At 59.2% G+C, this 26,106-nt stretch carries 26 protein-coding genes; 16 read left to right on the top strand and 10 right to left on the bottom strand.

The genetic code is table 11. The features are described 5' to 3' along the window. Positions 1 to 133: 133 nt before the first annotated feature. Both AB4N91_RS00775 and AB4N91_RS00780 read left to right on the top strand, forming a co-directional pair. Positions 134 to 910: an IclR family transcriptional regulator gene (locus AB4N91_RS00775; protein ID WP_010467435.1), complete on the top strand. Its 777-nt coding sequence runs from the start codon at positions 134 to 136 to the stop codon at positions 908 to 910. 227 nt (positions 911 to 1,137) lie between these two features. After that, positions 1,138 to 2,016 (top strand): DMT family transporter, encoded by an 879-nt coding sequence (locus AB4N91_RS00780; RefSeq protein ID WP_010467437.1) that lies wholly within the window; start codon positions 1,138 to 1,140, stop codon positions 2,014 to 2,016. Between the two features lie 49 nt (positions 2,017 to 2,065). Here AB4N91_RS00780 and AB4N91_RS00785 read toward each other — a convergent pair whose 3' ends face one another. Next, complete coding sequence (locus AB4N91_RS00785; RefSeq protein WP_010467439.1) at positions 2,066 to 3,367, bottom strand: MFS transporter; 1,302 nt, start codon at positions 3,365 to 3,367, stop codon at positions 2,066 to 2,068. 386 nt (positions 3,368 to 3,753) lie between these two features. Here AB4N91_RS00785 and quiC point away from each other — a divergent pair, with 386 nt between their 5' ends. Beyond that, positions 3,754 to 5,655 carry a 3-dehydroshikimate dehydratase QuiC gene (gene quiC / locus AB4N91_RS00790; protein ID WP_460112025.1) on the top strand — a complete coding sequence of 634 codons (1,902 nt, stop codon included), beginning with the start codon at positions 3,754 to 3,756 and terminating at the stop codon, positions 5,653 to 5,655. 102 nt (positions 5,656 to 5,757) lie between these two features. Beyond that, positions 5,758 to 6,435, top strand: coding sequence for a TetR/AcrR family transcriptional regulator (locus AB4N91_RS00795; protein ID WP_427700681.1), 678 nt, complete (start codon positions 5,758 to 5,760; stop codon positions 6,433 to 6,435). Positions 6,436 to 6,506: 71 nt separating this feature from the next. On the opposite strand, the gene AB4N91_RS00800 is transcribed toward AB4N91_RS00795, so the two are convergent. The 3 genes from AB4N91_RS00800 to AB4N91_RS00810 all read right to left on the bottom strand — a co-directional run bounded on the left by AB4N91_RS00800 (position 6,507) and on the right by AB4N91_RS00810 (position 8,859). Next, on the bottom strand, positions 6,507 to 7,361 hold the full coding sequence (locus AB4N91_RS00800) for a shikimate dehydrogenase (RefSeq protein ID WP_010467445.1): 855 nt from the start codon (positions 7,359 to 7,361) through the stop codon (positions 6,507 to 6,509). Next, positions 7,358 to 7,807, bottom strand: a complete 450-nt coding sequence (gene aroQ, locus AB4N91_RS00805) for a type II 3-dehydroquinate dehydratase (RefSeq protein WP_010467447.1) — start codon at positions 7,805 to 7,807, stop codon at positions 7,358 to 7,360. Before aroQ ends, AB4N91_RS00800 begins: the two co-directional genes overlap by 4 nt. A gap of 140 nt (positions 7,808 to 7,947) precedes the next feature. Beyond that, positions 7,948 to 8,859 (bottom strand): LysR family transcriptional regulator, encoded by a 912-nt coding sequence (locus tag AB4N91_RS00810; RefSeq protein ID WP_010467449.1) that lies wholly within the window; start codon positions 8,857 to 8,859, stop codon positions 7,948 to 7,950. Positions 8,860 to 8,974: 115 nt separating this feature from the next. On the opposite strand from AB4N91_RS00810, the gene AB4N91_RS00815 reads away from it, so the two are divergent. From AB4N91_RS00815 to AB4N91_RS00825, 3 genes are all read left to right on the top strand, one after another. After that, positions 8,975 to 9,181: a tautomerase family protein gene (locus tag AB4N91_RS00815; protein ID WP_010467451.1), complete on the top strand. Its 207-nt coding sequence runs from the start codon at positions 8,975 to 8,977 to the stop codon at positions 9,179 to 9,181. A 211-nt stretch (positions 9,182 to 9,392) separates the two neighbouring features. Then, positions 9,393 to 9,821 (top strand): hypothetical protein, encoded by a 429-nt coding sequence (locus AB4N91_RS00820; RefSeq protein WP_010467453.1) that lies wholly within the window; start codon positions 9,393 to 9,395, stop codon positions 9,819 to 9,821. After that, positions 9,818 to 10,264 carry a DUF2442 domain-containing protein gene (locus AB4N91_RS00825; RefSeq protein WP_010467455.1) on the top strand — a complete coding sequence of 149 codons (447 nt, stop codon included), beginning with the start codon at positions 9,818 to 9,820 and terminating at the stop codon, positions 10,262 to 10,264. The genes AB4N91_RS00820 and AB4N91_RS00825 overlap by 4 nt, the downstream gene beginning before the upstream one ends. Before the next feature lie 54 nt (positions 10,265 to 10,318). On the opposite strand, the gene trmA is transcribed toward AB4N91_RS00825, so the two are convergent. Together trmA and AB4N91_RS00835 are read right to left on the bottom strand one after the other, a co-directional pair. Then, positions 10,319 to 11,398: a tRNA (uridine(54)-C5)-methyltransferase TrmA gene (gene trmA / locus AB4N91_RS00830; RefSeq protein WP_010467457.1), complete on the bottom strand. Its 1,080-nt coding sequence runs from the start codon at positions 11,396 to 11,398 to the stop codon at positions 10,319 to 10,321. Continuing rightward, positions 11,395 to 12,690: an NCS2 family permease gene (locus AB4N91_RS00835; RefSeq protein ID WP_010467459.1), complete on the bottom strand. Its 1,296-nt coding sequence runs from the start codon at positions 12,688 to 12,690 to the stop codon at positions 11,395 to 11,397. Before AB4N91_RS00835 ends, trmA begins: the two co-directional genes overlap by 4 nt. Before the next feature lie 215 nt (positions 12,691 to 12,905). Here AB4N91_RS00835 and AB4N91_RS00840 point away from each other — a divergent pair, with 215 nt between their 5' ends. The 5 genes from AB4N91_RS00840 to AB4N91_RS00860 all read left to right on the top strand — a co-directional run bounded on the left by AB4N91_RS00840 (position 12,906) and on the right by AB4N91_RS00860 (position 17,880). Then, the gene (locus AB4N91_RS00840) at positions 12,906 to 13,364 is read left to right on the top strand and encodes a DUF4879 domain-containing protein (protein WP_460112026.1); all 459 of its coding nucleotides are present in this window, start codon (positions 12,906 to 12,908) and stop codon (positions 13,362 to 13,364) included. Between the two features lie 67 nt (positions 13,365 to 13,431). Beyond that, positions 13,432 to 13,983, top strand: a complete 552-nt coding sequence (locus AB4N91_RS00845; protein ID WP_145308811.1) for a DJ-1 family glyoxalase III — start codon at positions 13,432 to 13,434, stop codon at positions 13,981 to 13,983. Between the two features lie 182 nt (positions 13,984 to 14,165). Further along, positions 14,166 to 14,696: a (2Fe-2S)-binding protein gene (locus AB4N91_RS00850; RefSeq protein ID WP_077749414.1), complete on the top strand. Its 531-nt coding sequence runs from the start codon at positions 14,166 to 14,168 to the stop codon at positions 14,694 to 14,696. After that, complete coding sequence (locus tag AB4N91_RS00855; RefSeq protein WP_460112027.1) at positions 14,693 to 15,679, top strand: FAD binding domain-containing protein; 987 nt, start codon at positions 14,693 to 14,695, stop codon at positions 15,677 to 15,679. The genes AB4N91_RS00850 and AB4N91_RS00855 overlap by 4 nt, the downstream gene beginning before the upstream one ends. Continuing rightward, positions 15,679 to 17,880 (top strand): xanthine dehydrogenase family protein molybdopterin-binding subunit, encoded by a 2,202-nt coding sequence (locus AB4N91_RS00860; protein WP_460112029.1) that lies wholly within the window; start codon positions 15,679 to 15,681, stop codon positions 17,878 to 17,880. The genes AB4N91_RS00855 and AB4N91_RS00860 overlap by 1 nt, the downstream gene beginning before the upstream one ends. Here the strand turns inward: AB4N91_RS00860 and AB4N91_RS00865 are convergent. Further along, the gene (locus tag AB4N91_RS00865) at positions 17,877 to 19,115 is read right to left on the bottom strand and encodes an MFS transporter (RefSeq protein WP_077749411.1); all 1,239 of its coding nucleotides are present in this window, start codon (positions 19,113 to 19,115) and stop codon (positions 17,877 to 17,879) included. The genes AB4N91_RS00860 and AB4N91_RS00865 overlap by 4 nt on opposite strands. A gap of 486 nt (positions 19,116 to 19,601) precedes the next feature. Between AB4N91_RS00865 and AB4N91_RS00870 the strand changes: the two genes are divergently transcribed. From AB4N91_RS00870 to AB4N91_RS00880, 3 genes are read left to right on the top strand one after another with little or no spacing between them, the layout of a single operon-like run. After that, entirely contained in the window at positions 19,602 to 21,041 is a 1,440-nt protein-coding gene (locus AB4N91_RS00870) for a cytochrome ubiquinol oxidase subunit I (protein WP_102599721.1), read from the top strand. A 3-nt stretch (positions 21,042 to 21,044) separates the two neighbouring features. Next, entirely contained in the window at positions 21,045 to 22,052 is a 1,008-nt protein-coding gene (cydB, locus tag AB4N91_RS00875; protein ID WP_010467472.1) for a cytochrome d ubiquinol oxidase subunit II, read from the top strand. A 57-nt stretch (positions 22,053 to 22,109) separates the two neighbouring features. After that, complete coding sequence (locus AB4N91_RS00880; protein ID WP_010467474.1) at positions 22,110 to 22,277, top strand: DUF2474 domain-containing protein; 168 nt, start codon at positions 22,110 to 22,112, stop codon at positions 22,275 to 22,277. A gap of 79 nt (positions 22,278 to 22,356) precedes the next feature. Here the strand turns inward: AB4N91_RS00880 and AB4N91_RS00885 are convergent, their stop codons facing one another. Together AB4N91_RS00885 and AB4N91_RS00890 are read right to left on the bottom strand one after the other, a co-directional pair. Further along, on the bottom strand, positions 22,357 to 23,481 hold the full coding sequence (locus AB4N91_RS00885; RefSeq protein WP_169858202.1) for a methyltransferase: 1,125 nt from the start codon (positions 23,479 to 23,481) through the stop codon (positions 22,357 to 22,359). A 189-nt stretch (positions 23,482 to 23,670) separates the two neighbouring features. Then, the gene (locus AB4N91_RS00890; protein ID WP_460112030.1) at positions 23,671 to 24,381 is read right to left on the bottom strand and encodes an autoinducer binding domain-containing protein; all 711 of its coding nucleotides are present in this window, start codon (positions 24,379 to 24,381) and stop codon (positions 23,671 to 23,673) included. A gap of 346 nt (positions 24,382 to 24,727) precedes the next feature. On the opposite strand from AB4N91_RS00890, the gene AB4N91_RS00895 reads away from it, so the two are divergent. Further along, positions 24,728 to 25,504: a ferredoxin--NADP reductase gene (locus tag AB4N91_RS00895; RefSeq protein ID WP_010467481.1), complete on the top strand. Its 777-nt coding sequence runs from the start codon at positions 24,728 to 24,730 to the stop codon at positions 25,502 to 25,504. Between the two features lie 47 nt (positions 25,505 to 25,551). On the opposite strand, the gene mscL is transcribed toward AB4N91_RS00895, so the two are convergent. Beyond that, entirely contained in the window at positions 25,552 to 25,965 is a 414-nt protein-coding gene (gene mscL / locus AB4N91_RS00900) for a large-conductance mechanosensitive channel protein MscL (protein ID WP_010467482.1), read from the bottom strand. Positions 25,966 to 26,106 lie beyond the last annotated feature (141 nt).

Genomic DNA, 26,106 nt, shown 5'->3' on the forward strand with positions numbered 1-26,106 from the left:
CACCCATTGAATTCCGTCAGGGCGCGGATTTTTATCGAACGGGCGACCCGCGGGTCTGTCGAGCATCGGGTTCCAGATTTCGCATTACAGGGTTCATCTTCTAGAATCAGGCAAATTGTAGGTGGAACCTCCCATGGCCGGCAGTCAGATCGAACGTGTCTTCAATGTGCTCGAAAGCCTCACCAGTGACCCTCGCGGTTTGCCGATGCAGATGCTCGCGGAGCAACTGGATATCCCGAAAAGCGCAACTCACCGCCTGCTCGCGGAGCTGATCAGGTTGGGTTATGTGCGGCAGAATCCGGAGAACCTGCGGTATCACTTGTCCACCAAACTGGTGGCGATGGGGTTTCGTTATTTGTCGGGCAGCGGCGCCGATATCGTTCAGCCAGTGCTGGATCGCCTGGCCCAGGACACCGGGGAGTTGGTGCGTCTGGGGGTGATTGAAGGCGAGCGGCAGATCTGGATTGCCAAGTCCCAGGGGGCCCGTTCCGGCCTGCGCTACGACCCGGAAATGGGCCGCGATGCGCCGTTGTTCTATACCGCATCGGGCCATGCGTGGCTGGCGTGCATGAGCGATGCCGAAGCGTTATCGCTGGTTGAGCGCCAGGGCGGCGAGCAGCCAAAAGACCTCGGGCCGAATGCTCCGCGTTCCAACATTGAACTGCTCGAACGTCTGCGTTTGGCACGGGAGCAGGGCTATGCCTGGGTCGAGGAAAGCTCGGCGGTGGGCACCTCGGCGATCGCGGCGGTGGTGCGGCATCCGAGCGAGGGTCGTGTGATCGGTGTGCTGAGCATCGCCGGACCGAGTGCGCGGATGCCGGGGGCGCGGTTGCATGAATTGGCGCCGCTGTTGTTGAGGTATACCGAGGAATTGGCGGCGGCGAGTCTGGCGTCGGAGTTGTTCAGCTAATTTACGGGGAGCGAGCCTGCTCGCGAAAGTGAACTTTCAAATAGCTCAAATGTTGAATGTCAGTCCGCCATCGCGAGCAGGCTCACTCCCACGGTTGATTTTTATTGATCGTGAAACTGTGCGGTATTCGAACACTTTCGGCTGAAGCTTGTGTTGGAATCTGGAACCAGGTTCTAAATTATTGGAACTCGCCGCCCGAGACACGTTTCACTTCTCAAGGGAAACCCATGACCGCCAGCACTCCGCTCTCCGGCGTTAACCAGCCCTTCAAAGGGATTTTGCTGATTGTCGTCGCCACTTTCCTGTTTTCCAGCCATGACGCCTTTTCGAAATACCTCTCGGGCTTCTATCCGATCGTGATGGTGGTCTGGGCTCGTTATGTGGTGCACACCTTGTTGATGGCCGGGATTTTTCTGCCGCAGTCCGGGTTGCGCGTCCTACGGACCAAACGACCGATGCTGCAGTTGGTGAGGGCGTTGTGCCTGTTGGGCACCAGTTTGTTTTTTACCACCGGCCTGCAGTACATCCCGTTGGCTGAAGCGACGGCGGTCAACTTTCTTGCGCCGGTTCTGGTGACTGCGCTCTCGGTGCCGCTGCTGGGGGAGCGCGTGACACGTGGCCAATGGATCGCGGTGATTTGCGGGTTTGTCGGCGTATTGATCATCGTCCACCCCGGTGGCGATCTGTTCACGCCGGCGGTGTTGCTGCCGCTCTGTTCAGCGCTGTTTTTCTGCTTTTATCAGTTGCTCACTCGCAAGCTCAGCAACATCGACAGCCCGACCACCAGCAACTTCTTCGCCGGCTTGTGCAACACCCTGGTGATGAGCGCGCTGGTGCCGTTCTTCTGGCAAGTGCCGACACTGGGGCATGGTTTCATGATGGTGGCGCTGGGGACCTGCGGGATGACCGCGCATTTGTTTCTGACTCAGGCCTTCCGCCACGCCGCGCCCGCGTTGTTGGCGCCGTTCGGTTACTGCCAGATCGTCTTTGCCGGTTTGCTGGGCTGGCTGCTGTTCTCCCACACACCGACCCTGACCACAGTGATCGGGATCGCGGTGATTTGCTGCAGCGGGTTGGCGGCGGCGTGGCAACAGAGTCGTCGGTAGGAAAATCAAACAGGCAGGCCTGGAACCAGGCCTGCCAAGGGAGGGGACTTTACTCGGTGACAGTAGGAATCTTGCGCGGTGCCATGAAGTACATCCAGGTCAGGGCAATGAAGTACATCGCCGGAATCAGGGTGAACAGCACGGTGTAGTTGTTGTTGGTGACCGTCAGGATGTGGCCGACCAACTGAGTCATGAACATACCGCCGATGGCTGCGCACATGCCGCCGAAGCCAAATACCGTACTCATCATGTGTTTAGGCGTGTAGTCCATCACCAGGCTCCAGATGTTGGCGGTCCACGCCTGGTGCGCACCGATGGCCAGGGAGATGGCGAACACCGCGACCCACAGACTGCTCGAACCCGCCGCCATGATTACGCCGACGATGCAGCAGGCGAACAGGAACATGGACAACAGGCGCGCCTTGATCGGATTCATGCCGCGGCCGATCAGGAGCGAGGACAGGATCCCGCCGCCGACGCTGCCGAAGTCTGCAGTCAGGTAGATGATGATCAGCGGGATACCCATCTGGGTCACGTTGATCCCCAGGTTGTATTGCTGATTGAGAAACGGCGGCAGCCAGTACAGGTAGAACCAGAACACCGGTGCGGTGATGGAGTAGGCGAGGGCGAAGGCCCAGGTGCCACGCATGCGCAGGATTTTCGAGAACGGTACACGGGTCTGCTCCGGCTCGACTTCCTTCTGGATGTAGTCCAGTTCCGATTGTTTGACGCTCGGATGGTCTTCCGGGTTGAAGTACTTCAAACCCCAGAACAGCAACCAGATCCCGCCCAGTGACGCCATGCACAGGAACGCGGCTTGCCAGCCCCACACGTGCAGGATCAGCGGCAGCAGCATCGGCGTGAACATTGCGCCGACATTGGTGCCGGCGTTGAAGATGCCGGTGGCCACGGCGCGCTCGCCGGCCGGGAACCACAAGCGCGTGGTTTTCACGCAAGCCGGGTAGTTGGCGGCTTCGGTCAAACCGAGGATGAACCGGCAGACCATGAAGCCGACCGCCGACGTGGCCAGGCCGTGGGCGCCGGTCGCCAGGCTCCAGAGCAACACTGCGCAGAAGAACACGCGCTTCACGCCGACCCGATCAATCAACCGGCCTTGCAGCACGAAACCGATGGCGTAGCCGACCTGGAACCAGAAGTTGATGTTGGCGTAGTCCATCGCCGTCCAGCTCATTTCCTTGGCGAGGATAGGCTGCATGACGCCCAGTGCCGCGCGGTCGATGTAGTTGAGCGTGGTGGCAAAAAACACCAGTGCCAGCATGCCCCAACGGGTCTTGCCGACCGCCATGGCGCCGCGAATCTTGTCGCCGATACCGCCGCTGGCAGGAGTCATGGAGGAACGCTCCACGGGAGAGCTTTGAGAAGGAGTCATGTAGGCCACCGATTATTTTTATGTGGTGTTCTGAGTCTTTGGTCATCGAGACCGATGTGTGTGACCGGGCTCAATGTGTCGTCGATGTTGGGCAGTGGACGAAAAATCGTCAATTCGCCAAAGGCCATTGTGTTCGATAATCGCACGCAAAACTAACTGGGTAGTACACTTTAAATTGCTGTGTTCGACTGCCAAGCCAATAATTCCCCCGAGAGAAACGCGATCCCTGCAGGAGCCAGGCTTGCCGGCGATGGCGTCCTCAAGATCGCCTTCGCGAGCAAGCTTCGCTCCTGCAAAAAGGGTGCGACGCCTTTAACAAGATTGTCTCCACCACCGGGAGCCGAAATATGCAGCGTTCCATTGCCACCGTTTCCTTGAGCGGTACCCTGCCGGAAAAACTCGAAGCCATTGCCGCCGCCGGGTTCGACGGGGTGGAGATCTTCGAAAACGACCTTCTCTATTACGACGGCAGCCCGCGGGAAATCAAGCAGATGTGCGCCGATCTCGGGATCGCGATCACACTGTTTCAACCCTTTCGGGACTTTGAAGGCTGCCGCCGCGACCGTTTGCATCGCAATCTGGAACGGGCCGAGCGCAAGTTCGACCTGATGCAGGAACTGGGCACCGACCTGGTGCTGGTGTGCAGCAACGCGTCCGCCGATTCCATCGGTGATGAAAATATCCTCATCGACGACTTGCGCCTGCTGGCCGAACGCGCCGGCGCACGCGGGTTGCGGATCGGCTACGAAGCGCTGGCCTGGGGCCGGCATGTGAACACCTGGCAACAGGTGTGGAACATCGTCCGTCAGGCCGATCACCCAAGCCTCGGTGTGCTGCTGGACAGCTTTCACACGCTGTCGCTCAAGGGTGATCCGAGTGCGATCGCCGAGATCCCTGGCGATAAAATCTTCTTCGTACAAATGGCCGACGCACCGATTCTGGCGATGGACGTGCTCGAGTGGAGCCGGCATTTCCGCTGCTTCCCGGGTCAGGGCGAATTCGATTTGCCGGGCTTCCTGGCTCCGATCATCAAGAGTGGGTACACCGGGCCGCTGTCGCTGGAAATCTTCAACGACGGTTTCCGTGCCGCGCCGCCTCGGGCCAATGCCGCCGACGGTTTGCGTTCGTTGCTGTATCTGGAGGAGAAAACCCGTCAGCGTCTGGCACAGGAAACGACACCGGCGGTCAGCCTCGACATACTGTTCGAAACGCCCAAGGCCAGCGAATACAACGGCATCGAGTTTCTCGAATTCGCTGTGGACGAAAGCCTTGGCGCCAAGCTTTCCCATTGGCTGGAGCGACTGGGTTTCGTCAAGGCCGGGCAACATCGCTCCAAGAGCGTGAGCCTGCTGCGTCAAGGTGACATCAACCTGATCCTCAATTCCGAGCCTTACTCGTTTGCCCACAGTTTTTTCGAAGCGCACGGTCCGTCGCTGTGCGCCACCGCCGTGCGGGTCAAGGACAGCGCCAGTGCGCTCGCTCGGGCCGTGGCCTACAAGGGGCAACCGTATCGCGGACTGGTCGGTCCCAATGAACTTGAGCTCGCTGCCGTGCGCGCACCGGATGGCAGCCTGATTTATCTGGTGGATCAGGACGCCGATGTCTACGGCACTGATTTCCATCTGCAACCGGCTGCCGTGGCCGGTGGTGGCCTCAAACGCATCGACCACATGGCGATGGCATTGCCGGCCGACAGCCTCGACAGTTGGGTGCTGTTCTATAAGAGCCTGCTGGATTTCGAAGCCGATGACGAAGTGGTGCTGCCCGATCCTTACGGTTTGGTGAAAAGTCGAGCGTTGCGCAGTCGTGACAGTTCGATTCGCCTGCCGCTGAACATTTCCGAAAACCGCAACACCGCGATCTCACACGCGCTGTCGAGTTATCGCGGCTCCGGCGTGCATCACATCGCGTTTGATTGCGATGACATCTTTGCCGAAGTCAGTCGTGCCAAAGAGGCGGGCGTGCCGCTGCTGGATATTCCGCTCAACTATTACGATGACCTCGCTGCACGGTTCGATTTCGACGACGAATTCCTCAGTGAACTGGCGTATTTCAACGTTCTTTATGACCGCGATGCCCAGGGCGGCGAGCTGTTCCATGTGTACACGGAGCCGTTCGAAGGGCGGTTCTTCTTTGAAATCATCCAGCGCAAAAATGACTACGCCGGTTACGGTGCGGCCAATGTGGCGGTACGCCTGGCGGCCATGGCCAAATCCCGAAGTGGTGCGGTACGTCTGGCAAAGTTGTAGGAAAATCGTAAACACGGCGACAAACCGCTGCCGCGCGGCTTCCTTCACTGGGCGGTGCGGCCCATAATCGCCAGCCTGTGCAGTGATGGCCGTGAGCCCGCAATGACGATAACTTCAGAACTCTCCGTAGTGCCCGCCGAACCGATTGCCGGGCCGCGCAAGAGTCGCAAGAACAACCCGGAAAAGACCCGCGAGAACATCCTTCAAGAGGCGATTGTCGAATTCGTCCAGCAAGGGCTTTCCGGTGCTCGCGTCGATGCCATCGCCGAGCGCATCCACACTTCCAAACGCATGATTTATTACTACTTCGGCAGTAAGGAACAGCTGTACGTCGAGGTGCTGGAGAAACTCTACGGCGACATCCGCAACACGGAAAACCATCTGCACCTGGCCGAACTGGCGCCGGTGGAGGCGATTCGGCGACTGGTGGAATTCACCTTCGACCACCATGACCGCAACGTCGATTTCGTGCGCATCGTCAGCATCGAGAACATTCACAACGCGGAGTACGTGAAGCGTTCCGATGCGATCAAGGCGATGAACAACACCATCCTCGATTCCCTGGGCGTGATTTTGCGTCGCGGGGCTGAAGAGGGCGTGTTCCGTTCAGGGCTTGAGCCGCTGGATGTGCATCTGCTGATCAGCTCGTTTTGCTTTTATCGCGTGTCCAACCGCCATACCTTCGGTGAGATTTTTCAGATCGACTTGCCGGACGAAAGCATCAAGCAGCGTCATCGGGAAATGATTTGCGAGTCGGTTTTGCGATACCTGCAGGCCTGACCTGTGGCGAGGGGGCGTCGGCACGCCGCATCGCCCCGTTGGGCTGCGATGCAGCCCTCATACTTTCAACCTTAGCCATTCATGCTCTGAAAATGCGCCAACATCCGCTGCGCATCCGGCACCACGCCACTGAACAACTCAAACGCCTTCACCGCCTGAAACACCGCCATGTTGCCGCCATCCAGCGTTCGGCAACCCAAGGCGCGGGCATTGCGTAGCAACTCGGTTTCCAGCGGAAAATAAACAATCTCCGCCACCCACAACTCAGCCCGAAGCAACTCCACCGGAACCGGCATGCCCGGCAGTTTTTTCATGCCCATGGGCGTGGTGTTCACTAACCCATTCGCCTGGCCCAACGTGCTCGGCAAATCATGCCCCGCCACGGCCCGGCCAGCGCCGAAGTGTTGATTGAGATTGTCCGCCAAGGACTGCGCACGGCTGATCTCCACATCGAAAATACTCAGCAGCTGTACGCCTTCGCTCAACAGCGCATGGGCCACTGCCGCCCCGGCCCCGCCAGCGCCCATCTGGACCACACGCTCGCGGGCAACGTCCTTCAAGCCCCGGCGAAAACCCTCGGCAAAACCGAGGCAATCGGTGTTGTGGCCGATGCGCTTGCCGTCTTTCAGCACGACCGTGTTCACCGCCCCGATGCCGCGAGCTTCCGGCGACAATTCGTCGAGCAACGGGATGATCGCCTGCTTGCACGGGAAGGTGATATTCAGGCCGGTGAAGTTCATGCGTTCGGCGGCCATCAACAGATCGGGCAGGGCGCTGCTGTCGAGTTTCAACTGATCGAGGTCGATCAAGCGATACAGATAACGCAAACCCTGGGCATCACCTTCATGCTCGTGCAGTGCCGGAGTACGGGAAGCCTGGATGCCGGCGCCGATCAGCCCGGCCAGTACCGCGTTGTTCTGAGTCACGGCGCTTTCCCCTTCAAACGTTGGCTGAAGTAATCCAGCGCCAGGCGATAACCATGGCTGCCGAATCCGGCCATCACCGCTGTGGCAATGGCGGAAACGAAGGAGTGATGCCGGAAGGGTTCGCGGGCGTGAACGTTGGACAGGTGAACTTCGACCACCGGCAATTCGCTGGCGACCAAGGCATCGCGGATCGCGACTGACGTGTGCGTCCAGGCCGCCGGGTTGATGACAATCCCGGCGCAACGGCCACGGGCCGCGTGAATCCAGTCGAGCAATTCGCCTTCATGGTTGGTTTGGCGAAACTCCACTGCCAGGCCGAACTCTTCGGCGGCGCGTCCGCACAGGGCAGAGATATCGGCCAGGGTTTCGTGACCATAAGTCGCCGGTTCGCGGGTGCCAAGCAGGTTCAGATTCGGGCCGTTGAGCACCAGAACGATAGGGGACATCGAAGTCTCTCCACATATTATTTTTGGAATGGGCTGGGGTGATCAGCCTGTGGAGATAAATTGTACTAGCTGGTTAGTTCGGTCAATTGAAGAGCGGTTTCATTGAGGTTTTGTGTGCGGTGATCGGACAGTCGCACGACTTATCGCGGCAGATGCTCGACCAGGAAATCGATAAATGCCCGCAGTCTAAGCGGCATGTGACGGGTCTGTGGATAGAGCAGGGTGAAGGGGCGCGAGCGTCCGCCATACGGCTTGAGCACTTCCACCAATGAGCCATCGGCCAGTTCGTTTTCAACGATGAAGCGGTAGGTTTGAAAAAGCCCCGCCCCGTGTTTGGCCAGGGTCACGCCGCCGAGTACGTCGTCAGAACAACTGAGGCTGCCCTCGGCAAGAATCTCCCGCGGGACGCCGTCGTCGTTGAACAGCCAGGCAATGCGCCGACCGCTGCTGGGCAATTCGTATTGAATGCATTCGTGCTGCGCAAGGTCGTCCAGGCTTTGCGGGGTGCCCGCGCGCTTCAGGTAATCGGGGCTGGCAATCATCACCAGGGCGGCGTCCTCAAGGTGCCGGGCGATGAGGCCGGAATCCGGAATCGCCCGCACGCGGATCGCCATGTCATAGCCTTCGCCGACAAAATCGATGTTGCGATTGCTGATGTGCGATTCGACTTTCACGTCTGGAAAACGCGCCCGGAATGCCGGCAACAACGGCAAGATCCGATGGTGCGCATACGTCGTGGGAATACTGATGCGCAGTGTCCCGGACGGTTGCTGTTGCTGGCCCATGACCTCGCGCTGAGCCTCCACCAACTGCGCCAGGGCCTGACGACATTCTTCGTAATAGCGCCGACCGCTGTCGGTCAGCTTGACGCTGCGGGTGGTACGCGCAAACAGCCGCACGCCCAGACGTTCTTCCATGCGCGACACCGATCGACTCACGGCGGCCGGTGTGACACCCGCCACCAACGCGGCCGCCGTAAAGCTGCCGGCCTCGGCGGCGAGGCAAAACAGTTCGATGCTGCCCAGCTGAAGATCGTCGAATACTCGCTGCATGATGGATGACACCGGGGGTCAATGAGGGACTGGATTTCGCCACTGTAGATGAAATCGGCCCGGCGGTGCTTTACTTGACCGGCGTCTTCTTTGATAACCGGCCAGGAGCAGCATCATGCCTTTCGTCAGCGTGCGTATTACCCGTGACGGCGTCACCCGGGAGCAGAAAGCCCAAGTCATCGCCGAGATTACCGACACCTTGGAGCGAGTCCTCGGCAAGGATCCGAAATTGACCCACATCGTGATCGAAGAAGTCGACACCGATAACTGGGGTTATGCCGGCATGACCACCACCGAGTATCGAAAAAACCTGCCGGGATGAGGGTGTTACACGCCCGCAGAGCCGTCCTCGTGACGGCTTTTTTGTGGGCGCGGCGAAAGGATTGCTTACTATTTTGCGCCGTTATCCACCGGTCCAAGGCGAGGCTTGGCGCTAGTCTCAGAGGCGTAAAGGCGATTTGGCGTCGCGCCAATCGTCGGTTTTCCAGGGAGTGTCGGGTCTTCGGATTCCTTAACCTAACGGATGGGTTGGTATGCGGTTATTCAGCTACAAAGGGTTTTCAATGGTGATCATTTTGCGTGATGAGCACTGTCCGCCTCACGCACATGTGGACGCCGGAAGCTGGAGCGCACGCTTCAAATTCTGCTTTTGGCACAACAGCGTCGAGCTGTGGGATGTGGTTCCTCATTCAAATCGGCCGCCAGTGGCCGTGCTGGAAGGATTGCGTCACGCACTCGGCCAACCCGCCCACTTGCGCCGCGCCCGTGCCATCTGGTGGGGCGAGTTGCACACGGTCTGTCTTGATCATCAGATTTGGGACTGGCAGGCCAGCGAAGTCGTGGTGATAAAAAGGATTGCGAGTACGGCCTGGATGATTGGCTCGGCTTGCTATGAACCCGAGACGAACAAGACCCTGTTGGCGCTGATCGGCGCTCCTGAGGGTGTGGAGATCCAACTATGAAAACGATACAGGCAGGCATGCTGGTCGATCGGCCTGTCACCGAGGTCGTGCTGGATGAAGCCATCCAGCGCGGGCAAGTGCGCCAGAAGAGCGGATTGCAGGCGACTTCGGTGAGGTTTGTGGAGCCTTGTCTGGCGGTCAGTTTCATTGATGGCAGTGGCGTGCTGCTGCCCGTGCAGCACTATCCGGAATTTGATGATTTTGACGTCGAGGATTTCGCAGACCTCAAAGTCGGCTTTTCCGGAACCGCCCTGTGCCATGAAGGCAAGGATCTGCACGTGTCCATCGCTGGGATGATTTCGGCGAGCAAGCCGTTGATGGACATGGCTGCCTCGGTCATCGCCTCGCGCAATGGTCGCCAAAGCAGCGCCGCCAAAGCCGAGGCCGCGCGGGCCAATGGCCGAAAAGGCGGGCGTCCGCGCAAGACAGATGTCACCGATTGAGCACCCACAAAAAAGCCGTCGTGATGACGGCTGATTTGTCTAAGCGACTGACTTTCAACGACGGGTCAGCAACACCCCGGATTCCATGTGATGTGTCCACGGAAACTGGTCGAACATCGCGCACTGGGTGATGCGATGGGTGTCGTGCAACTGGGCGATGTTGGCGGCCAGGGTTTCCGGGTTGCAGGAGATGTAGAGGATGTTGTCGAAGCGCCGGGTCAGTTCGCAGGTGTCCGGGTCCATGCCGGCGCGAGGCGGGTCGACGAAGACGCTACCGAATTCGTAGCTCTTCAGGTCGATCCCCTGCAGGCGACGGAACGGGCGAACTTCATTCAGGGCTTCGGTCAGCTCTTCTGCGGACAACCGCACCAGGGTGACGTTATCCACAGCGTTTTCGCTGAGGTTGCTCAGTGCGGCGTTGACCGAAGTCTTGCTGATTTCCGTGGCCAGCACTTTGCGCACACGGGTCGCCAGCGGCAGGGTGAAGTTGCCGTTGCCGCAATACAGCTCCAGCAAATCGTCCGGGCGATCGCCGAGGGCGTCGTAAGCCCAGTTGAGCATTTTCTGGTTCACGGTGCCGTTGGGCTGGGTGAATGCACCTTCGGGCTGGCGGTAGCTGAACGTGCGGCCACCGACGTCGAGTTTCTCGACCACGTAATCATGGCCAATCACTTCGCGTTTGCCTTTCGAACGACCGATAACGCTGACGTTCAGGTCGGTGGCCAGTTTCGATGCCGCCGCGTGCCAGTGTTCATCCAGTGGACGGTGATAGCACAAGGTGATCATCGCATCGCCGGCCAGGGTGGTCAGAAACTCCACCTGAAACAGCTTGTGGCTCAGCGCCGCACTTGCCTTCCAGGCCGCCTTGAGCTGCGGCATCAGTTCATTGATGCGCAGGCTGGCGATCGGGAACGCTTCGATCAGGATCGGCGTGCGTTTGTCTTCCTGGGAAAACATCGCGTAATGCCGATCGCCGCCTTCGCGCCACAGGCGGAATTCGGCGCGCAGGCGGAAATTTTTCAACGGCGAGTCAAACACCGCAGGTTCCGGTGCATCGAACGGGGCCAGCAGATCGCGCAGGCGCGTGACCTTTTCTTCGAGCTGAACGGCGTAGGCCTGGGAATCAAAAGTCATGCGTTGAACCAACCCAACTTGATCACAAACAGAATCGAAAGAATCACCAGCGCCGGGTTCAGCTCACGGCCGCGGCCGGACAGCAACTTGATCGCGGTCCAGGAGATGAAACCGAAGGCGATGCCGTTGGCGATGGAGTACGTAAACGGCATGGCCAGCGTAGTGACCACGACCGGTGCGGCGACGGTGATGTCATCCCAGTCTATTTCGGCCAGGCCGGATGTCATCAACACCGCGACGAACAGCAGCGCCGGTGCGGTGGCGAACGCCGGAACACTGGCGGCCAACGGCGAGAAGAACAGCGCCAGCAGGAACAGGATCGCCACCACGACGGCCGTGAGGCCGGTACGGCCACCGGCACTCACGCCAGCGGCGGATTCGATGTAGCTGGTGGTGGTCGAGGTGCCCAGCAGCGAACCGGCCATGGCCGCGGTGCTGTCGGCGATCAGGGCGCGGCCCATTTTCGGCATATGGCCGTCCTTGCCCATCAGGCCGGCGCGCTTGGCGACGCCGATCAGGGTGCCGGAGTTATCGAACAGGTCGACGAACAGGAAAGCGAAAATCACGCTGACCAGGCCGATGTCGAGCGCACCTTTGATGTCTAGTTGCAGGAAGGTCGGCGCCAGGGACGGCGGCATCGACATCACGCCGCCGAACGGCGTGAAGCCCAATGCGATGGACGCGATGGTCACGACCAGAATGCCGATCAGCACCGCACCGCGCACGGCGAGCGCTTCGAGGGCAACGATCAGGGCAAAACCGAGGGTCGCGAGGATCGGAGCGGGTTGCTTCAAATCACCGAGGCCAACCATGGTCGCCGGGTTGCTGACTACGATGCCGGCGTTATGCAGGGCGATCAGCGCCAGGAACAGGCCGATACCGGCGGCAATCGCTGAGCGTAGCGGCAGCGGGATGCTGTTGATGATCCATTCGCGGATGCGGAAGATCGACAACAGGAAGAACAGCACCGCCGAGATGAACACCGCCCCCAGCGCCACTTGCCAGGTGTGGCCCATGTGCAGGACCACGGTGTAGGTAAAGAAGGCGTTCAGGCCCATGCCCGGCGCGAGTGCGATCGGGTAGTTGGCGATCAGGCCCATCACCGTGGAGCCGATGGCTGCTGCCAGACAGGTCGCGACAAACACCGCGCCCTTGTCCATGCCGGTCTCGCCGAGGATACTCGGGTTGACGAACAGAATGTAGGCCATGGCCAAGAAGGTCGTGACGCCCGCCAGAATCTCGGTCCGCACGTTGGTGTTGTGTGCCTTGAGTTGAAACAGCCTTTCCAGCATGTCTGCTCCCCGTGGCGCGCCGGGCGCCGTGAATGTATCGACCTCAACAGCAAAGCACAGACCGCTGATAGCGCCTGGTAATTTTCTGTGGGCCGGAAAAAGCCGCGCATCATACCAGCAGCGTGGGGCTATGGCTGCTTATGGCTGCGATCGTCGTCGATGTTTTGCCGTAAAGCGAAGTGAGCCATACTGCGCGCTGGTTTTGGGGGGGCGTTATGAAGTGCATTAAAAAGCGTGGGATTGCGGTGGTGGGCGTCGCGATGACGTTGTGGCTGGGGGCGCAAACTGCTTCGGCGGCGATGGCGGCTCCGTTGAGCCAGGTGAAAGTGATCAAGGTCCAATCGCCGGGCTGTGGTCTTGAAAACATTGTCGAGAAACAGGAGCAGACGAGCTGCGACCACAGTGGTCCGGACATCAAGGTCTACGTTCTGGAAATTGGATATGGCAGCCTTAGTCCGCACGTCGCGCTGGATGGTTTTAACGTAGACGGCACCCGGACGGCGGTGTGTGCCTATCAAACCGGCAACCTGAAGGAGTGCGCATCCGGAGAAACAACCGTCGGCTATCTGTACATCTTCGATCTGAAGGGCAAGCAGGACGGCATCTTCACCTTCAGCAACACGTCCATCAACGCGCCCCGCAACACGATGTCGACACAGCTTTACATCAAGTAACGGCTGCGTTCGAACAAGGGTCAGGAAAGCTGACTACGCTTTAAAGATCATTCTGTGGACCGCGCCCATGACCTTTAGAGCTTTGATTACCCTCGCCGAGGGCATCGACGACCTGCAAACCGTCACCCTGATCGATGTACTGCGCCGCGCCAAGGTTGAAGTGGTGGCGGCGAGCATCGAGGGGCGACGCATGATCACTTGTGCCCGCGGTACCCGCCTGACCGCCGATGCAATGCTGGTGGACTTGCTGGCCCAGCCGTTCGACCTTCTCGTATTGCCTGGAGGCGAGGTGGGCTCCCAGCACCTCGCCGCACATCAACCCCTGCAACAGTTGATCAAGGACCAGGCCGCCGCCGGGCGCCTGTTCGCCGGCATCGGTGAATCCCCGGCGCTGGCGTTGCAAGCCTTTGGCGTCTTGCGTCAGCGGCGCATGACCTGCCTGCCATCGGCCAGCCATCAATTGTCGGGCTGCAATTTTGTCGACCAGCCCGTGGTGGTCGACGGCAACTGCATCACTGCCCAGGGATCGGGGGCGGCGCTGCCGTTTGCGCTGGCGCTGGTGGAGCAACTGTGCGGTAAAGCTGCTCGGGCTGCGGTGGCGGTTGAGTTGGTGGTCTGACTGTCCGTGGTTTCAAGTTGCGCGAACCTTTTAGTAACAGCCAAGCGAACACTTCGCCCGCTCCAATACTGGTCTTTCCGCGCCCATCAGTTTCCTTGAACACTCTCGCCACCCCGAAGTCGTACCCCTTATGACGGCGGTTTGCCAAAACGCCGCTTATTACGACTAACCGTGAGGTGTTTATGAGTGCGACCACCCCCGAGGCGGCGCAGCCGTCCTTCGTTCGTCACCCGTTACGCCTGACCCTCAACGGTCAGGAGCGTCAACTGGAGGTCTTACCTTGGACCACGCTTTTGGACCTGCTGCGCGAGCAATTGGACCTGATCGGCACCAAAAAAGGTTGCGATCACGGCCAGTGTGGCGCCTGCACGGTGTTGCTCAACGGCAAGCGGGTGAACGCCTGCCTGACGCTGGCGGTGATGTGCGACGGCGCAGAGCTGGTCACCATTGAAGGGCTGGCAACCGGCGATGAGTTGCACCCCATGCAGCAAGCCTTCATCAAGCACGATGCCTTTCAGTGCGGTTATTGCACGCCGGGGCAGATCTGTTCGGCGGTCGGTCTGGCGAATGAAGGGCGGGCGCACTCCCGCGCGGACATTCAGGAGCTGATGAGCGGAAACCTCTGCCGTTGCGGTGCCTACAACAATATTCGCGATGCCATCGAAGAGGTACTTCCCTCCTGCCGCCAGCCTGGGCAAGGAGGTGGTCAATGAATCCTTTCCACTACAGCAAACCCGATTCGGTGCAGGACGCCGTGCACCTCGCCAGTCCGGCGTCGCGCTTCATCGCCGGCGGTACGAATCTGCTGGATTTGATGAAAGAGAACCTCACTCGCCCCGAACATTTGATCGATATCACCGGTTTGCCACTACGCGAGGTCAAGGAAACGGCCAGCGGCGGCGTGATGATTGGCGCCTTAGTCAGCAATGCCGATCTGGCCTGGCATCCGCTGATTGAACAGCGTTACCCGCTGTTATCCCAGGCGATCCTGGCAGGTGCTTCGCCGCAATTGCGCAACATGGCCAGCACCGGCGGCAATCTTCTGCAACGCACTCGCTGCTATTACTTCTACGACGCCAGCGTGCCGTGCAATAAGCGGGAGCCCGGCAGTGGTTGCCCTGCACGGGACGGTCTCAACCGGATTCACGCGATCCTCGGCGCCAGTACGCATTGCGTCGCCACCCATCCTTCCGACATGTGTGTGGCGTTGGCGGCGTTGGAGGCAATCGTCCACGTCCAGGGGCGCGACGGTGCCAGAACCATTGCGTTTGCCGACTTCCACCGATTGCCGGGCGATGCCCCTGAGCGCGATAACCAACTGGCCGACGATGAACTCATTACCGCGGTCGAGTTGCCCGCCGCCGGTTTTGCCGAGTACAGCCATTATTTGAAGATTCGCGATCGCGCCTCTTACGCCTTCGCCCTGGTGTCGGTCGCCGCAGCGCTGGACCTGTCCGGGCCGGCCATTCGCGAAGCGCGTTTGGTCCTCGGTGGCGTGGCGCACAAACCGTGGCGTGACAATGCCGTCGAGCAATGGCTGGAGGGTAGGGCGGCCAACCATGAAACCTTCTGCGCCGCTGCCGACATGCTCCTGCAAAAGGCCGAACCGCTCGAACATAACGCCTTTAAGGTCAAACTGGCGCGAGAGGCAATTGTTCGCGCCTTGAGCGATGCCGCGCGAGGAGGGCAAGCCTGATGAACACATTTACCTTACCCATGGGCCAACCACTGGACCGGGTCGACGGTCCTCTCAAAGTTACCGGCCAGGCCCGCTACGCCGGTGAGTTTCCTGAGGAGGGCCTGCTCCACGGCAGCGTTGTCTCAAGTTCTATCGCCTGCGGTCGCGTGCTGAGAATTGACGCCTCCGAGGCGCTGGCATTGCCCGGTGTTGTCGCGGTGATCGATCACCTCCAGCGTCCGACAATCGCCAGTTATGACAAGGATTACGAAGACGCCGACTCGGCTGAGGGATCGCCGTTTCGTCCGTTGTACAACGATAAGGTCCTGTACAGCGGCCAGCCGCTGGCGCTCGTCGTTGCGGATAACCTTGAGTTGGCGCGTTATGCCGGTTCGCTGGTAAGGATTGAATACGACACCGAGTCTCATCAGACCGATCTGTTGAGCCTGCAAGGCGAAGCCAAACCGGCACCCGCCGAACTGCCTGAACCTCGTGGGAACTTCCAGGCCGAATTTACCGGTGCCGCCCTGAGTCTGGATCTGAACTACAGCACGCCGATCGAACACCACAACCCGATGGAACCGCACGCCAGCACAGTGCTTTATCAGGCGGATGGCAGTCTGCATATCCATGACAAGACTCAGGGGCCGCAGAACTGTCAGTCATACGTGCAAAAGGTGTTCGGGCTTGAGAAAGAGCAGGTCAGAATTTTCGCCGCGTATGTCGGCGGTGCGTTTGGCTCGGGCCTGCGTCCGCAGTACCAACTGGCGCTGGCCGTGATGGCCGCGCTGCACCTCAAGCGTTCGGTGCGAGTGACATTGACTCGGCAGCAGATGTTCACCTTCGGCTACCGTCCGCGCACTTTGCAACGTTTGCAATTGGGCGCTGCGGCCAATGGACGCTTGTTGGCGGTGGCTCATACCGCCATCGGCCAGACCTCGCGTTTCGAGGATTTCACCGAGCACGTGGTGGAGTGGAGCGGCATGCTCTATCACTGCGACAACGTGCAGTTGACCTACAAACTTGTGCCACTGGACGTGTTCACGCCCCTCGACATGCGAGCGCCAGGCGCGGCGCTGGGGTTGATTGGCCTTGAATGTGCGATGGACGAACTGGCCTGTGCGTTGGCCATCGATCCGGTGCAGCTGCGGTTGGTCAATTATTCCGAGCGCAATCAGAACGAAGACAAACCGTACTCCAGCAAAGCCTTGCGCGAATGTTACGCCCAAGGTGCCAAACGTTTTGGCTGGGATCAGCGCGATCCCGAACCGCGCAGCATGCGTCAGGGTCGACAGTTAGTGGGCTGGGGCATGGCCGGCGGTGTCTGGGAAGCGATGCAGCAGAAGGCCAGCGCCAAGGCTTCGCTTGATCACAACGGCAAGCTGACCGTCAGTAGCGCCACCACCGATATCGGCACGGGCACCTACACGGTCATGACACAAATTGCCGCGCAGGCTTCAGGCGTTTCGGTAGAGGATGTCACTTTTATCCTTGGCGACTCTTCATTGCCAACTGCGCCATTGCAGGGCGGATCGTTCACGGTGTCGTCGGTCGGCACGGCCGTTCAGCAGGCTTGCGAAGCCTTAAAGGAAAAACTGCTCGCCGTTGCGCGGCAAACCTCACCCGCGTTCAGTGGTGTGACCTCGGAACAAGCGGCTTTTGAAGGCGGATATCTGTCATTTGGCGATGCGCGGGTAAAACTGGCCGACCTGGCCCGGGACTGCGGAGAAGACACCCTCGAGGTTCAGGTTGATGCCGAGCCTGACAAGAAGCGCGAAGCCTACGCCACCGCCACCCATTCAGCGGTGTTCGTCGAAGTGCTGGTGGATGAGGACTTGGGCACGGTGAAGGTGAACCGGGTGGTCAGCGCGATTGCGGCGGGTCGAGTGGTCAATCCGAAAATGGCCCGCAGCCAGATTCTCGGTGGCGTGGTGTGGGGCATCGGCATGGCCTTGCACGAGGAGACGCAGACCGACCATGCGCTGGGTCGTCACATGAATCACAGCCTGGCCGAATACCACATTCCGGTAAACGCTGATATCGGCGACATTGACGTGCTGTTTGTCGAAGAACACGACGAGATCGTCAATGCCCTGGGTTCCAAGGGCGTGGGCGAGATCGGCATCGTCGGCGTGGCGGCAGCGGTGGCCAATGCGATCTATCACGCGACTGGCAAACGGGTGAGGGATTTCCCCATCACCCTGGACAAACTGCTCTAGGCCTTGGCTTCTTCGATTGGCACATGCATACGGTCGCGGTTGGCCAGGGTCGGGAACAATTTGATCCACGCCCCGGTCACCACCAGCGTGCCGATACCGCCCATGACCACCGCCGGCACGGTGCCGAACCAATGGGCGGTGAGGCCGGATTCGAACTCGCCCAACTGGTTCGAAGCACCGATGAACAAACCGTTCACGGCGCTGACCCGGCCGCGCATTTCGTCCGGGGTTTCCAGTTGCACGAAGGAGGCGCGGATCACCATGCTGATCATGTCCGCTGCGCCCAACACCACCAGCACGGCTAGGGAAAACCAGAACGAAGTCGAGAGGCCGAACGCGATGGTCGCGACGCCGAACACACCGACGGCGGTGAACATCACCCGCCCGACTTTGCGCTCCACGGCAAATCGCGCCAGGTACAGCGACATCAGCAGCGCACCGACTGCCGGGGCTGAGCGCAACAGACCCAGGCCCCAGGGGCCAGTCAACAGGATGTCCTTGGCGAACACCGGCAGCAGTGCCGTTGCCCCGCCGAGCAATACCGCAAACAGGTCCAGGGAAATCGCCCCGAGAATGTCCGGCCGACTGCGAATGAAGCGGATGCCTGCGAGCAATGAGTCCAGCGTCGCCTTGCCCTTGTTCAACGGTGTTTGCCGGGCGGGCAGGTTGAGCATCAACAAGCAGGCAATGAGGTAGAGGATCACGGTCGGGCCATATACCCAGACGCTGCCGAAGGCATAGAGCAAACCGCCAAGGGCCGGGGCGACGATGGTGGCTGATTGTTGAGCCGACTGCGCGGCGGCGACGGCGCGGGGGAACAGCGCGCTGGGCACGATGCTCGGCAGCAGGGCCTGGGTGGTCGGCATCTCGAAGGAGCGTGCGGCGCCGAGCAGGAAGGCGAGGATGAAGATCATCTCGCGGGTGACATGGTCGGTTGCGCTGCCGATGGCCAGGGAGAGGGCAATCATCGCTTGCAGAGATTGGCAGATCGCCGCGACCTTGCGCCGGTCATAGCGGTCCGCAACGTGCCCGGTGTGCAGCATGAACAAAACCCGTGGAGCAAATTCCACCAGCCCTACCAAGCCCAGGTCGAGCACATTGCCGGTCAGTTGATACAGATTCCAGCCGATGGCCACGGTGAGCATCTGAAAACCGCTGGCGGTAAACACCCGAGCCAGCCAGAACGCGATAAAAGGGCGGTGATGGCGTAACAGCAAGGGCGCTTGGCTGGGCATCTGAGGGCAGGTCTTGAGCGAGGTGAGGGTCGAGATTATCACCAAGCTGTAACCAGAAGTTGCAGGCTGGGAAAATTTAGTTAGCTAGACACCGATCTCCAAAAACACCGACATTCCCCTTTGGGAGCGAGCCTGCTCGTGATGATGGAGTATCAGTCGACACCTCTGCTGCCTGACACACTGCTTCGCGAGCCGGCTCGCTCTCACCGGTAATGTGTTTCAGTTCATGAGTAGAGCTATGAGGCAACCTGTCACGCGGCAAAAGACCACACCGTCCATCGTCAAAAATGGGACTACTCTTTTAACCATTGCTTGATCCAGATCAAGACCCTTGTGGAAATGATCCGGTGGCCAGATGGCCAGACTCCCTACGTTGTGACGTTTGTAAAAAAAGAACGAATTCTAATTCGCCACACTCCATATCCGTGGGGGCAGTGGGTGCAGGCCGCAAGCCTTCAGCCGGTATTACCTGACAGAGGAAGACTTATGTTCGGTTTGGAGGCGCTTGATCTCGCCCGAATTCAGTTTGCGTTCACCATCTCGTTCCACATCCTGTTCCCGGCTATCACCATTGGCCTGGCGAGTTACCTGGCGGTACTCGAAGGTTTGTGGCTGAAGACGAACAACGACACTTACCGCGATCTGTACCATTTCTGGTCGAAGATCTTTGCCGTCAACTTCGGCATGGGTGTGGTGTCCGGGTTGGTCATGGCGTATCAGTTCGGCACCAACTGGAGCCGCTTCTCGGATTTCGCCGGTTCCGTGACCGGGCCGTTGCTGACGTACGAAGTCCTCACAGCGTTCTTCCTTGAGGCCGGTTTCCTCGGCGTCATGCTGTTCGGCTGGAACAAGGTCGGGCGCAACCTGCACTTCTTCGCCACGGTCATGGTTGCCATCGGCACGCTGATATCGACCTTCTGGATTCTCGCCTCCAACAGTTGGATGCAGACCCCGCAAGGATTCGAAATCATTAATGGCCAGGTCATTCCCACCGACTGGTTCGCCGTGATCTTCAACCCCTCATTCCCCTACCGTCTGATGCACATGGCGACGGCCGCGTTCGTCGCGACTGCCTTCTTCGTCGGCTCTTCCGCGGCCTGGCATTTGCTGCGCGGCAAGGACAACCCGGCGATCCGCACCATGCTCTCGATGGCCATGTGGATGGCATTGATCGTGGCGCCGATTCAGGCGGTCATCGGTGACTTTCACGGGCTCAACACGCTCAAGCACCAGCCGGCGAAAATCGCTGCGATCGAAGGTCACTGGGAAAATCACGGCGATGAGCCGACCCCGCTGATCCTGTTCGGCTGGCCCGACATGAAAGAAGAGCGGACCAAATACGCGGTAGAAATTCCCTACCTGGGCAGCCTGATCCTGACCCATTCCCTGGACAAGCAAGTGCCGGCGCTCAAGGACTTCCCGCCTGAAGACCGGCCGAATTCCACAATTGTGTTCTGGTCGTTCCGGATCATGGTGGGTCTGGGCATGCTGATGATCTTCACAGGATTGTGGAGCCTGTGGCTGCGCAAGAGTGACAAGTTGTACACCTCGCGTCCGTTCCTATATCTGGCGTTGTGGATGGGCCCATCCGGCCTGATTGCAATCCTCGCGGGCTGGTTCACCACTGAAATCGGCCGTCAGCCGTGGGTGGTCTATGGGCTGATGCGCACGGCGGACGCGTCCTCCAATCACAGCTTCCTGCAGATGAGCATCACGCTGGTCCTGTTCGTGGTGGTGTATTTCGCGCTGTTCGGTGCCGGTCTGGGCTACATGATGCGCCTGGTGCGCAAAGGGCCGAAGATCGACGAAGGCAAGGAAACGCCCGAAGGTGGTCCAGGCAAGAAGCGCACGCCGGCTCGTCCGCTGTCCGCCGCCGACGATTCCGCCGACGACGACCACGATCCCAGCCTGACCAAGGAGATTTGAGTCATGGGTATTGATCTTCCGCTGATCTGGGCCGTGATCATCATCTTCGGCATCATGATGTACGTGGTCATGGACGGCTTCGACCTGGGGATCGGGATTCTCTTCCCGTTCATCCCGGGCAAGACCGACCGTGACGTGATGATGAACACCGTCGCCCCGGTCTGGGACGGCAACGAAACCTGGCTGGTACTGGGTGGCGCGGCGTTGTTCGGCGCGTTCCCGCTGGCCTATTCGGTGGTGCTCTCGGCGCTGTACCTGCCGCTGATTTTCATGCTGATCGGGCTGATTTTCCGGGGCGTGGCGTTTGAGTTCCGCTTCAAGGCCAAGGACCACAAGCGTCATCTGTGGGACAAGGCGTTTATCGGTGGTTCGATTGCTGCAACCTTCTTCCAGGGGGTGGCCCTGGGGGCATTCATCGATGGGTTGCCAGTGGTCAATCGCCAGTTTGCCGGTGGTTCACTGGACTGGCTGACACCGTTCACCCTGTTCTGCGGCCTCGCGCTGGTGGTGGCTTATGCGCTGCTGGGTTGCACCTGGCTGATCATGAAGACCGAAGGCAAGTTGCAGCAGCAGATGCATGATCTGGCGCGGCCGTTGGCGTTCGTGGTGTTGGCGGTGATCGGTATCGTCAGTATCTGGACCCCGTTGGCCCATGCCGAGATCGCGGCTCGCTGGTTTACCCTGCCGAACCTGTTCTGGTTCCTGCCGGTACCGATCCTGGTGCTGGTGACCATGTACGGTCTGATCCGCGCCGTGGCCCGCAATGCGAACTACACGCCATTCCTGCTGACGTTGGTGCTGATCTTCCTCGGCTACAGCGGTCTGGGCATCAGCCTGTGGCCCAACATCGTACCGCCTTCGATCTCGATCTGGGACGCTGCTGCACCGCCGCAAAGCCAGGGCTTCATGCTGGTCGGTACGCTGTTCATCATCCCGTTCATCCTGGGTTACACCTTCTGGAGCTACTACGTGTTCCGCGGCAAGGTGACCCACGAAGACGGTTATCACTAGCGCACACGACAATGGCGCAGGGCTTGAACCTGCGCCGTTTCAGAGGAGGTCAAGATGATGGCTGGCAAACATTCCCTGGAGGAAATCAAGGCGGCAGAGAAAAAACCGCTTTGGCAGCGGCTCGGTTGGTTGGCCTTGATTTGGGTCGGTAGCGTGGGGGCCCTGTTTATCGTGGCCAGCCTGATGCGCATGTTCATGAACGCCGCAGGTCTGTCCACGCACTGAAACACCCGACATTCCCATCCCCGTTGCCTTGCGGCACGGATTCAAACCCTCCTGTCACGGAGGGTTTTTTTACCTGCGATTATTTGCGGGCTTTGAGAATGACGAATTTCGGCGTGGCCGCCACTTGCTCGACGCCACGGAACAGCCGCGCGAGCTTGCTGTGGTAACCCAGGTGACGGTTGCCGACGATGTACAGCGCACCGCCGGTTACCAGAGCTTCGCGCGCTTGCTGGAACATCCGCCAGGCGAGAAAGTCGCCTACGACTTGTTGCTGGTGAAACGGTGGATTGCACAGCACCACGTCCAGCGATTGCGGTTCTTGTCCGGCCAGGCCATCGTCGGCGCGGACGATCACGTCACGATCACCCAGTGCTGCGCGCCAGTTTTCGGCGGCCGATTGCACCGCCATGAATGACTCGTCCACCAGCGTGTAATGGGCCTCAGGGTTTTGCAGAGCGCTGGCGATTGCCAGTACGCCGTTACCACAACCGAGATCGGCAACGCGCGCTGTCCCGAGGTTCTGTGGCAAGTGTGGAAGAAATGCTCGAGTGCCGATGTCCAGCCCTTCGCGGCAGAACACATTGGCGTGGTTCAGCAGTTCGATCGCCGGTGTGTCGAGTTGATAGCGTGAAGGGTAGGGGGACACGGCTGGGCTTTTGGCTTCAGGCGTTGCGATCAGCAGCCGGGCTTTTTTCACCGCCAACGAGGCTTGCACCGGGCCGATGTAACGCTCCAGCAGATCACCGGCGGCACGGGGCAGATGCTTGACCATCGCTGCTGCAATCACCTGAGCACCCGGGGCCAGTTGGCTTTGCAGGCGAATCAGTTGCTCTTCCAGCAAGGCCAGGGTTTTCGGCACCCGGATCAACACGCGGTCAAACGGCCCCGCAAAGGCTTCGTTGGCCGGTACGCTCGGCACGGCATCGAAGGCCTGGCCGTTGCGGATCAGATTCTTTTCCAGGCCCTGGAAGGCCAGAAACGAGTCGCCGCTGCTGGTCACCACAACGTGCCCCGCCAGGCTCGCGGCCAACGCGCCGAAGCTATCGTTGAGCACCAGCACTCGGGTGTCCGCGGCCGGTTGCTGCTCGGCCAGATAATTGAGCATGTACTCGTCTGCGGCATCGAAAGCTTGCAGTGGTTCGTTCTGCTGTTCTGGCTGACGGATCAGATCGAGTTGGGCGAAGGGCGTTTCGAGCAGGGGCATGAGGCGGGGCTCTGGGTAGTCAACGGGTGTGGTGTCCCGCTGCCTGAAGCGTTGTAGCGGGCGGGGCCGTCCGAGTGGACTGCGACGTAATGGTGCATTCGTCAACACTCTGGAGGAGCCGCAAATGGTACGTTTTTTTCTTTTGGATTACCCGCAGGTTTTTCCTCCTGGTTATTAGGGGTGTACTGCTCAGATCAAGCACGCCCTGGTGGCTGCGACCACTGCCGCAAGCTTGTTGTTGACGCCCAGTTTCATTATCACTCGGTGAATATGAAAATTTGTGGTGCGTTCAGTGATGCACAGGATGATGCCTATCTCGTAGGCGGTTTTGCCATCGGCTGACAGTTTCAATATCTCGATCTCGCGTGCCGATAAATGCGGTTTGCAGTAATCCTTCACGCGATCAGGCAATTTTTTAGCGACGAGCCCATGCAGGTGGTTGCTGATGAACATCGTGTAGCCCAGTTTTTCATACCATTCATAGGGGGTGATGGGGCAGTCGCTTCTTGCCAGGCTGAGCATGCTGCGCAGCCCGTTGTCGCCATGGAGCGATTGCGACCAGCCATACTGCAAACCGAGTTGTTTCTGTGCTTGCCACAGCGTTGGTGTATTCGAATAAACCTTCTCTTCCCATAAAATGGGCATTGTTGAATGATTGCAATGAGCTACTACTGGGTCTATTTCTCTGAAGTGATTTTGTTCATATTCCGCGTTCCAGCCACTTGGGTAGTTGTTGAAATTCACTCTATCGAAGTGTGGGCCTCGTAAGTGAGAAGTGATTGAAAATGCACAAAAATTAAAGCCAAGGCTTTTGACGAAATCCAGTGATATCTCATAGGCATCTCCAACGTCTCTCGCTTCAGATATCTGTCTTAAACGTGATTCCTTCCACATTTCCATTGGCGTAACTCCATACGGGGTATCTGGGGGGTGCACATTGGATCCGAAATCCGGCACGTCACGAGTGTAGGAGTATTCCTACGAACAGGCTGCAATTTTTTTGCTCTTGAAAAGGTTGAAAAGTAAATAACTGGTTCTTAGTCAGGATTAACAAACGTTATATGTGGTACCTAATGCTTCTATTGAATTTTGTGTTGTACCCTTTGGTTAGTGTGACAGGAGGGGCACTTACAATCGCATCAGTAACCCCAGGACATGGGTGCCTCGTCTAAAGCCACTACAAATCACCGGTGTTTACATCACTCGCTTTGCGGGACACTGGGGCATCTGTTGAATGGAGCACCCCATGACCGCCAGCGCAGAAAAATTCACTCGCCAGACCCTGACCGACGTTCAGCCGTTGACCCCCAACCTGTTCACGTTGCGGGCCACCCGAGACCCCGGTTTTCGTTTTCGGGCGGGGCAATTTGCCCGGTTGGGCGTTACCCGGACCGATGGCAGCACGGTATGGCGCGCCTATTCAATGGTCTCCTCGCCCCATGACGAATTTCTCGAGTTCTTTTCCATCGTGGTGCCAGGCGGGGAGTTCACCAGCGAACTGAGTCGGCTGGAGGTCGGCGATACGCTGTTGGTGGACCGTCAGGCCTTCGGCTACCTGACGCTGGATCGTTTCGTCGACGGTCGTGATCTCTGGTTGCTATCCACTGGCACCGGCGTGGCGCCATTTTTGTCGATCCTGCAGGACTTTGAGGTGTGGGAGAAATTCGAGCGGATCATCCTGGTGTACAGCGTAAGGGAAGCCCGCGAGCTGGCTTATCAGGCGCTGATCGCGGGGCTGGCGCAGCGCGACTATCTGGCCGAATACGCGCACAAGTTGCAGTTCATCGCGACCGTCACGCGCGAGGAGCACCCCGGCGCCCTTAACGGGCGAATCACGACGCTGATAGACAACGGAGAACTGGAGCGGGTGGCGGGGGTGGCGCTGACGCCCGAGCACTCGCGGGTCATGCTCTGCGGCAACCCCCAGATGATCGATGACACACGCAAGCTGCTCAAGCAGCGGGACATGCACTTGAGCCTCAGTCGACGACCCGGCCAAGTGGCGGTGGAGAACTTCTGGTAAAAAAAACGGCGCCCCGAAGGCGCCGTTCTTTTGCACGCAACCAGCCTTCAGGGCTGATTGTTCTGGGCCTTGAGCAGGTCACGGATCTCGCTCAACAGCTCTTCTTCCTTGGTTGGAACCGGCGGCAGGGTGGGCGCAACGGCCTCCTCGCGTTTCAGACGGTTGATGGCTTTGACGCCCATGAAGATCGCGAAGGCGACGATGATGAAGTCGATCAGGCTCTGGATGAACTTGCCGTAGGCCAGCACCACCGCCGGGATATCGCCGTTGGCTGCCTTGAGGGTAACCGCCAGGTCACTGAAGTCCACCCCACCGATCAGCAGGCCGATTGGCGGCATCACCACGTCACCGACAAACGATGAAACGATCTTGCCGAACGCGGCGCCGATGATGATACCGACGGCCATGTCGACCACATTACCTTTGACCGCGAAGGCCTTGAACTCACTTATCACGCCCATAGGTTATTTCCTTGTTACAGATGAGGTTGGTGAACGCAGTGTAAATCAGCAAATCCTGTCCTGCTCGAAACGCCTTCTTACAATGCCCGTGTTTATCGACACATTTGCAGGCATTTAGTTTGCAAAGTGCCAGCAATCGCG

This window comes from Pseudomonas sp. H3_D04, from assembly GCF_054669175.1.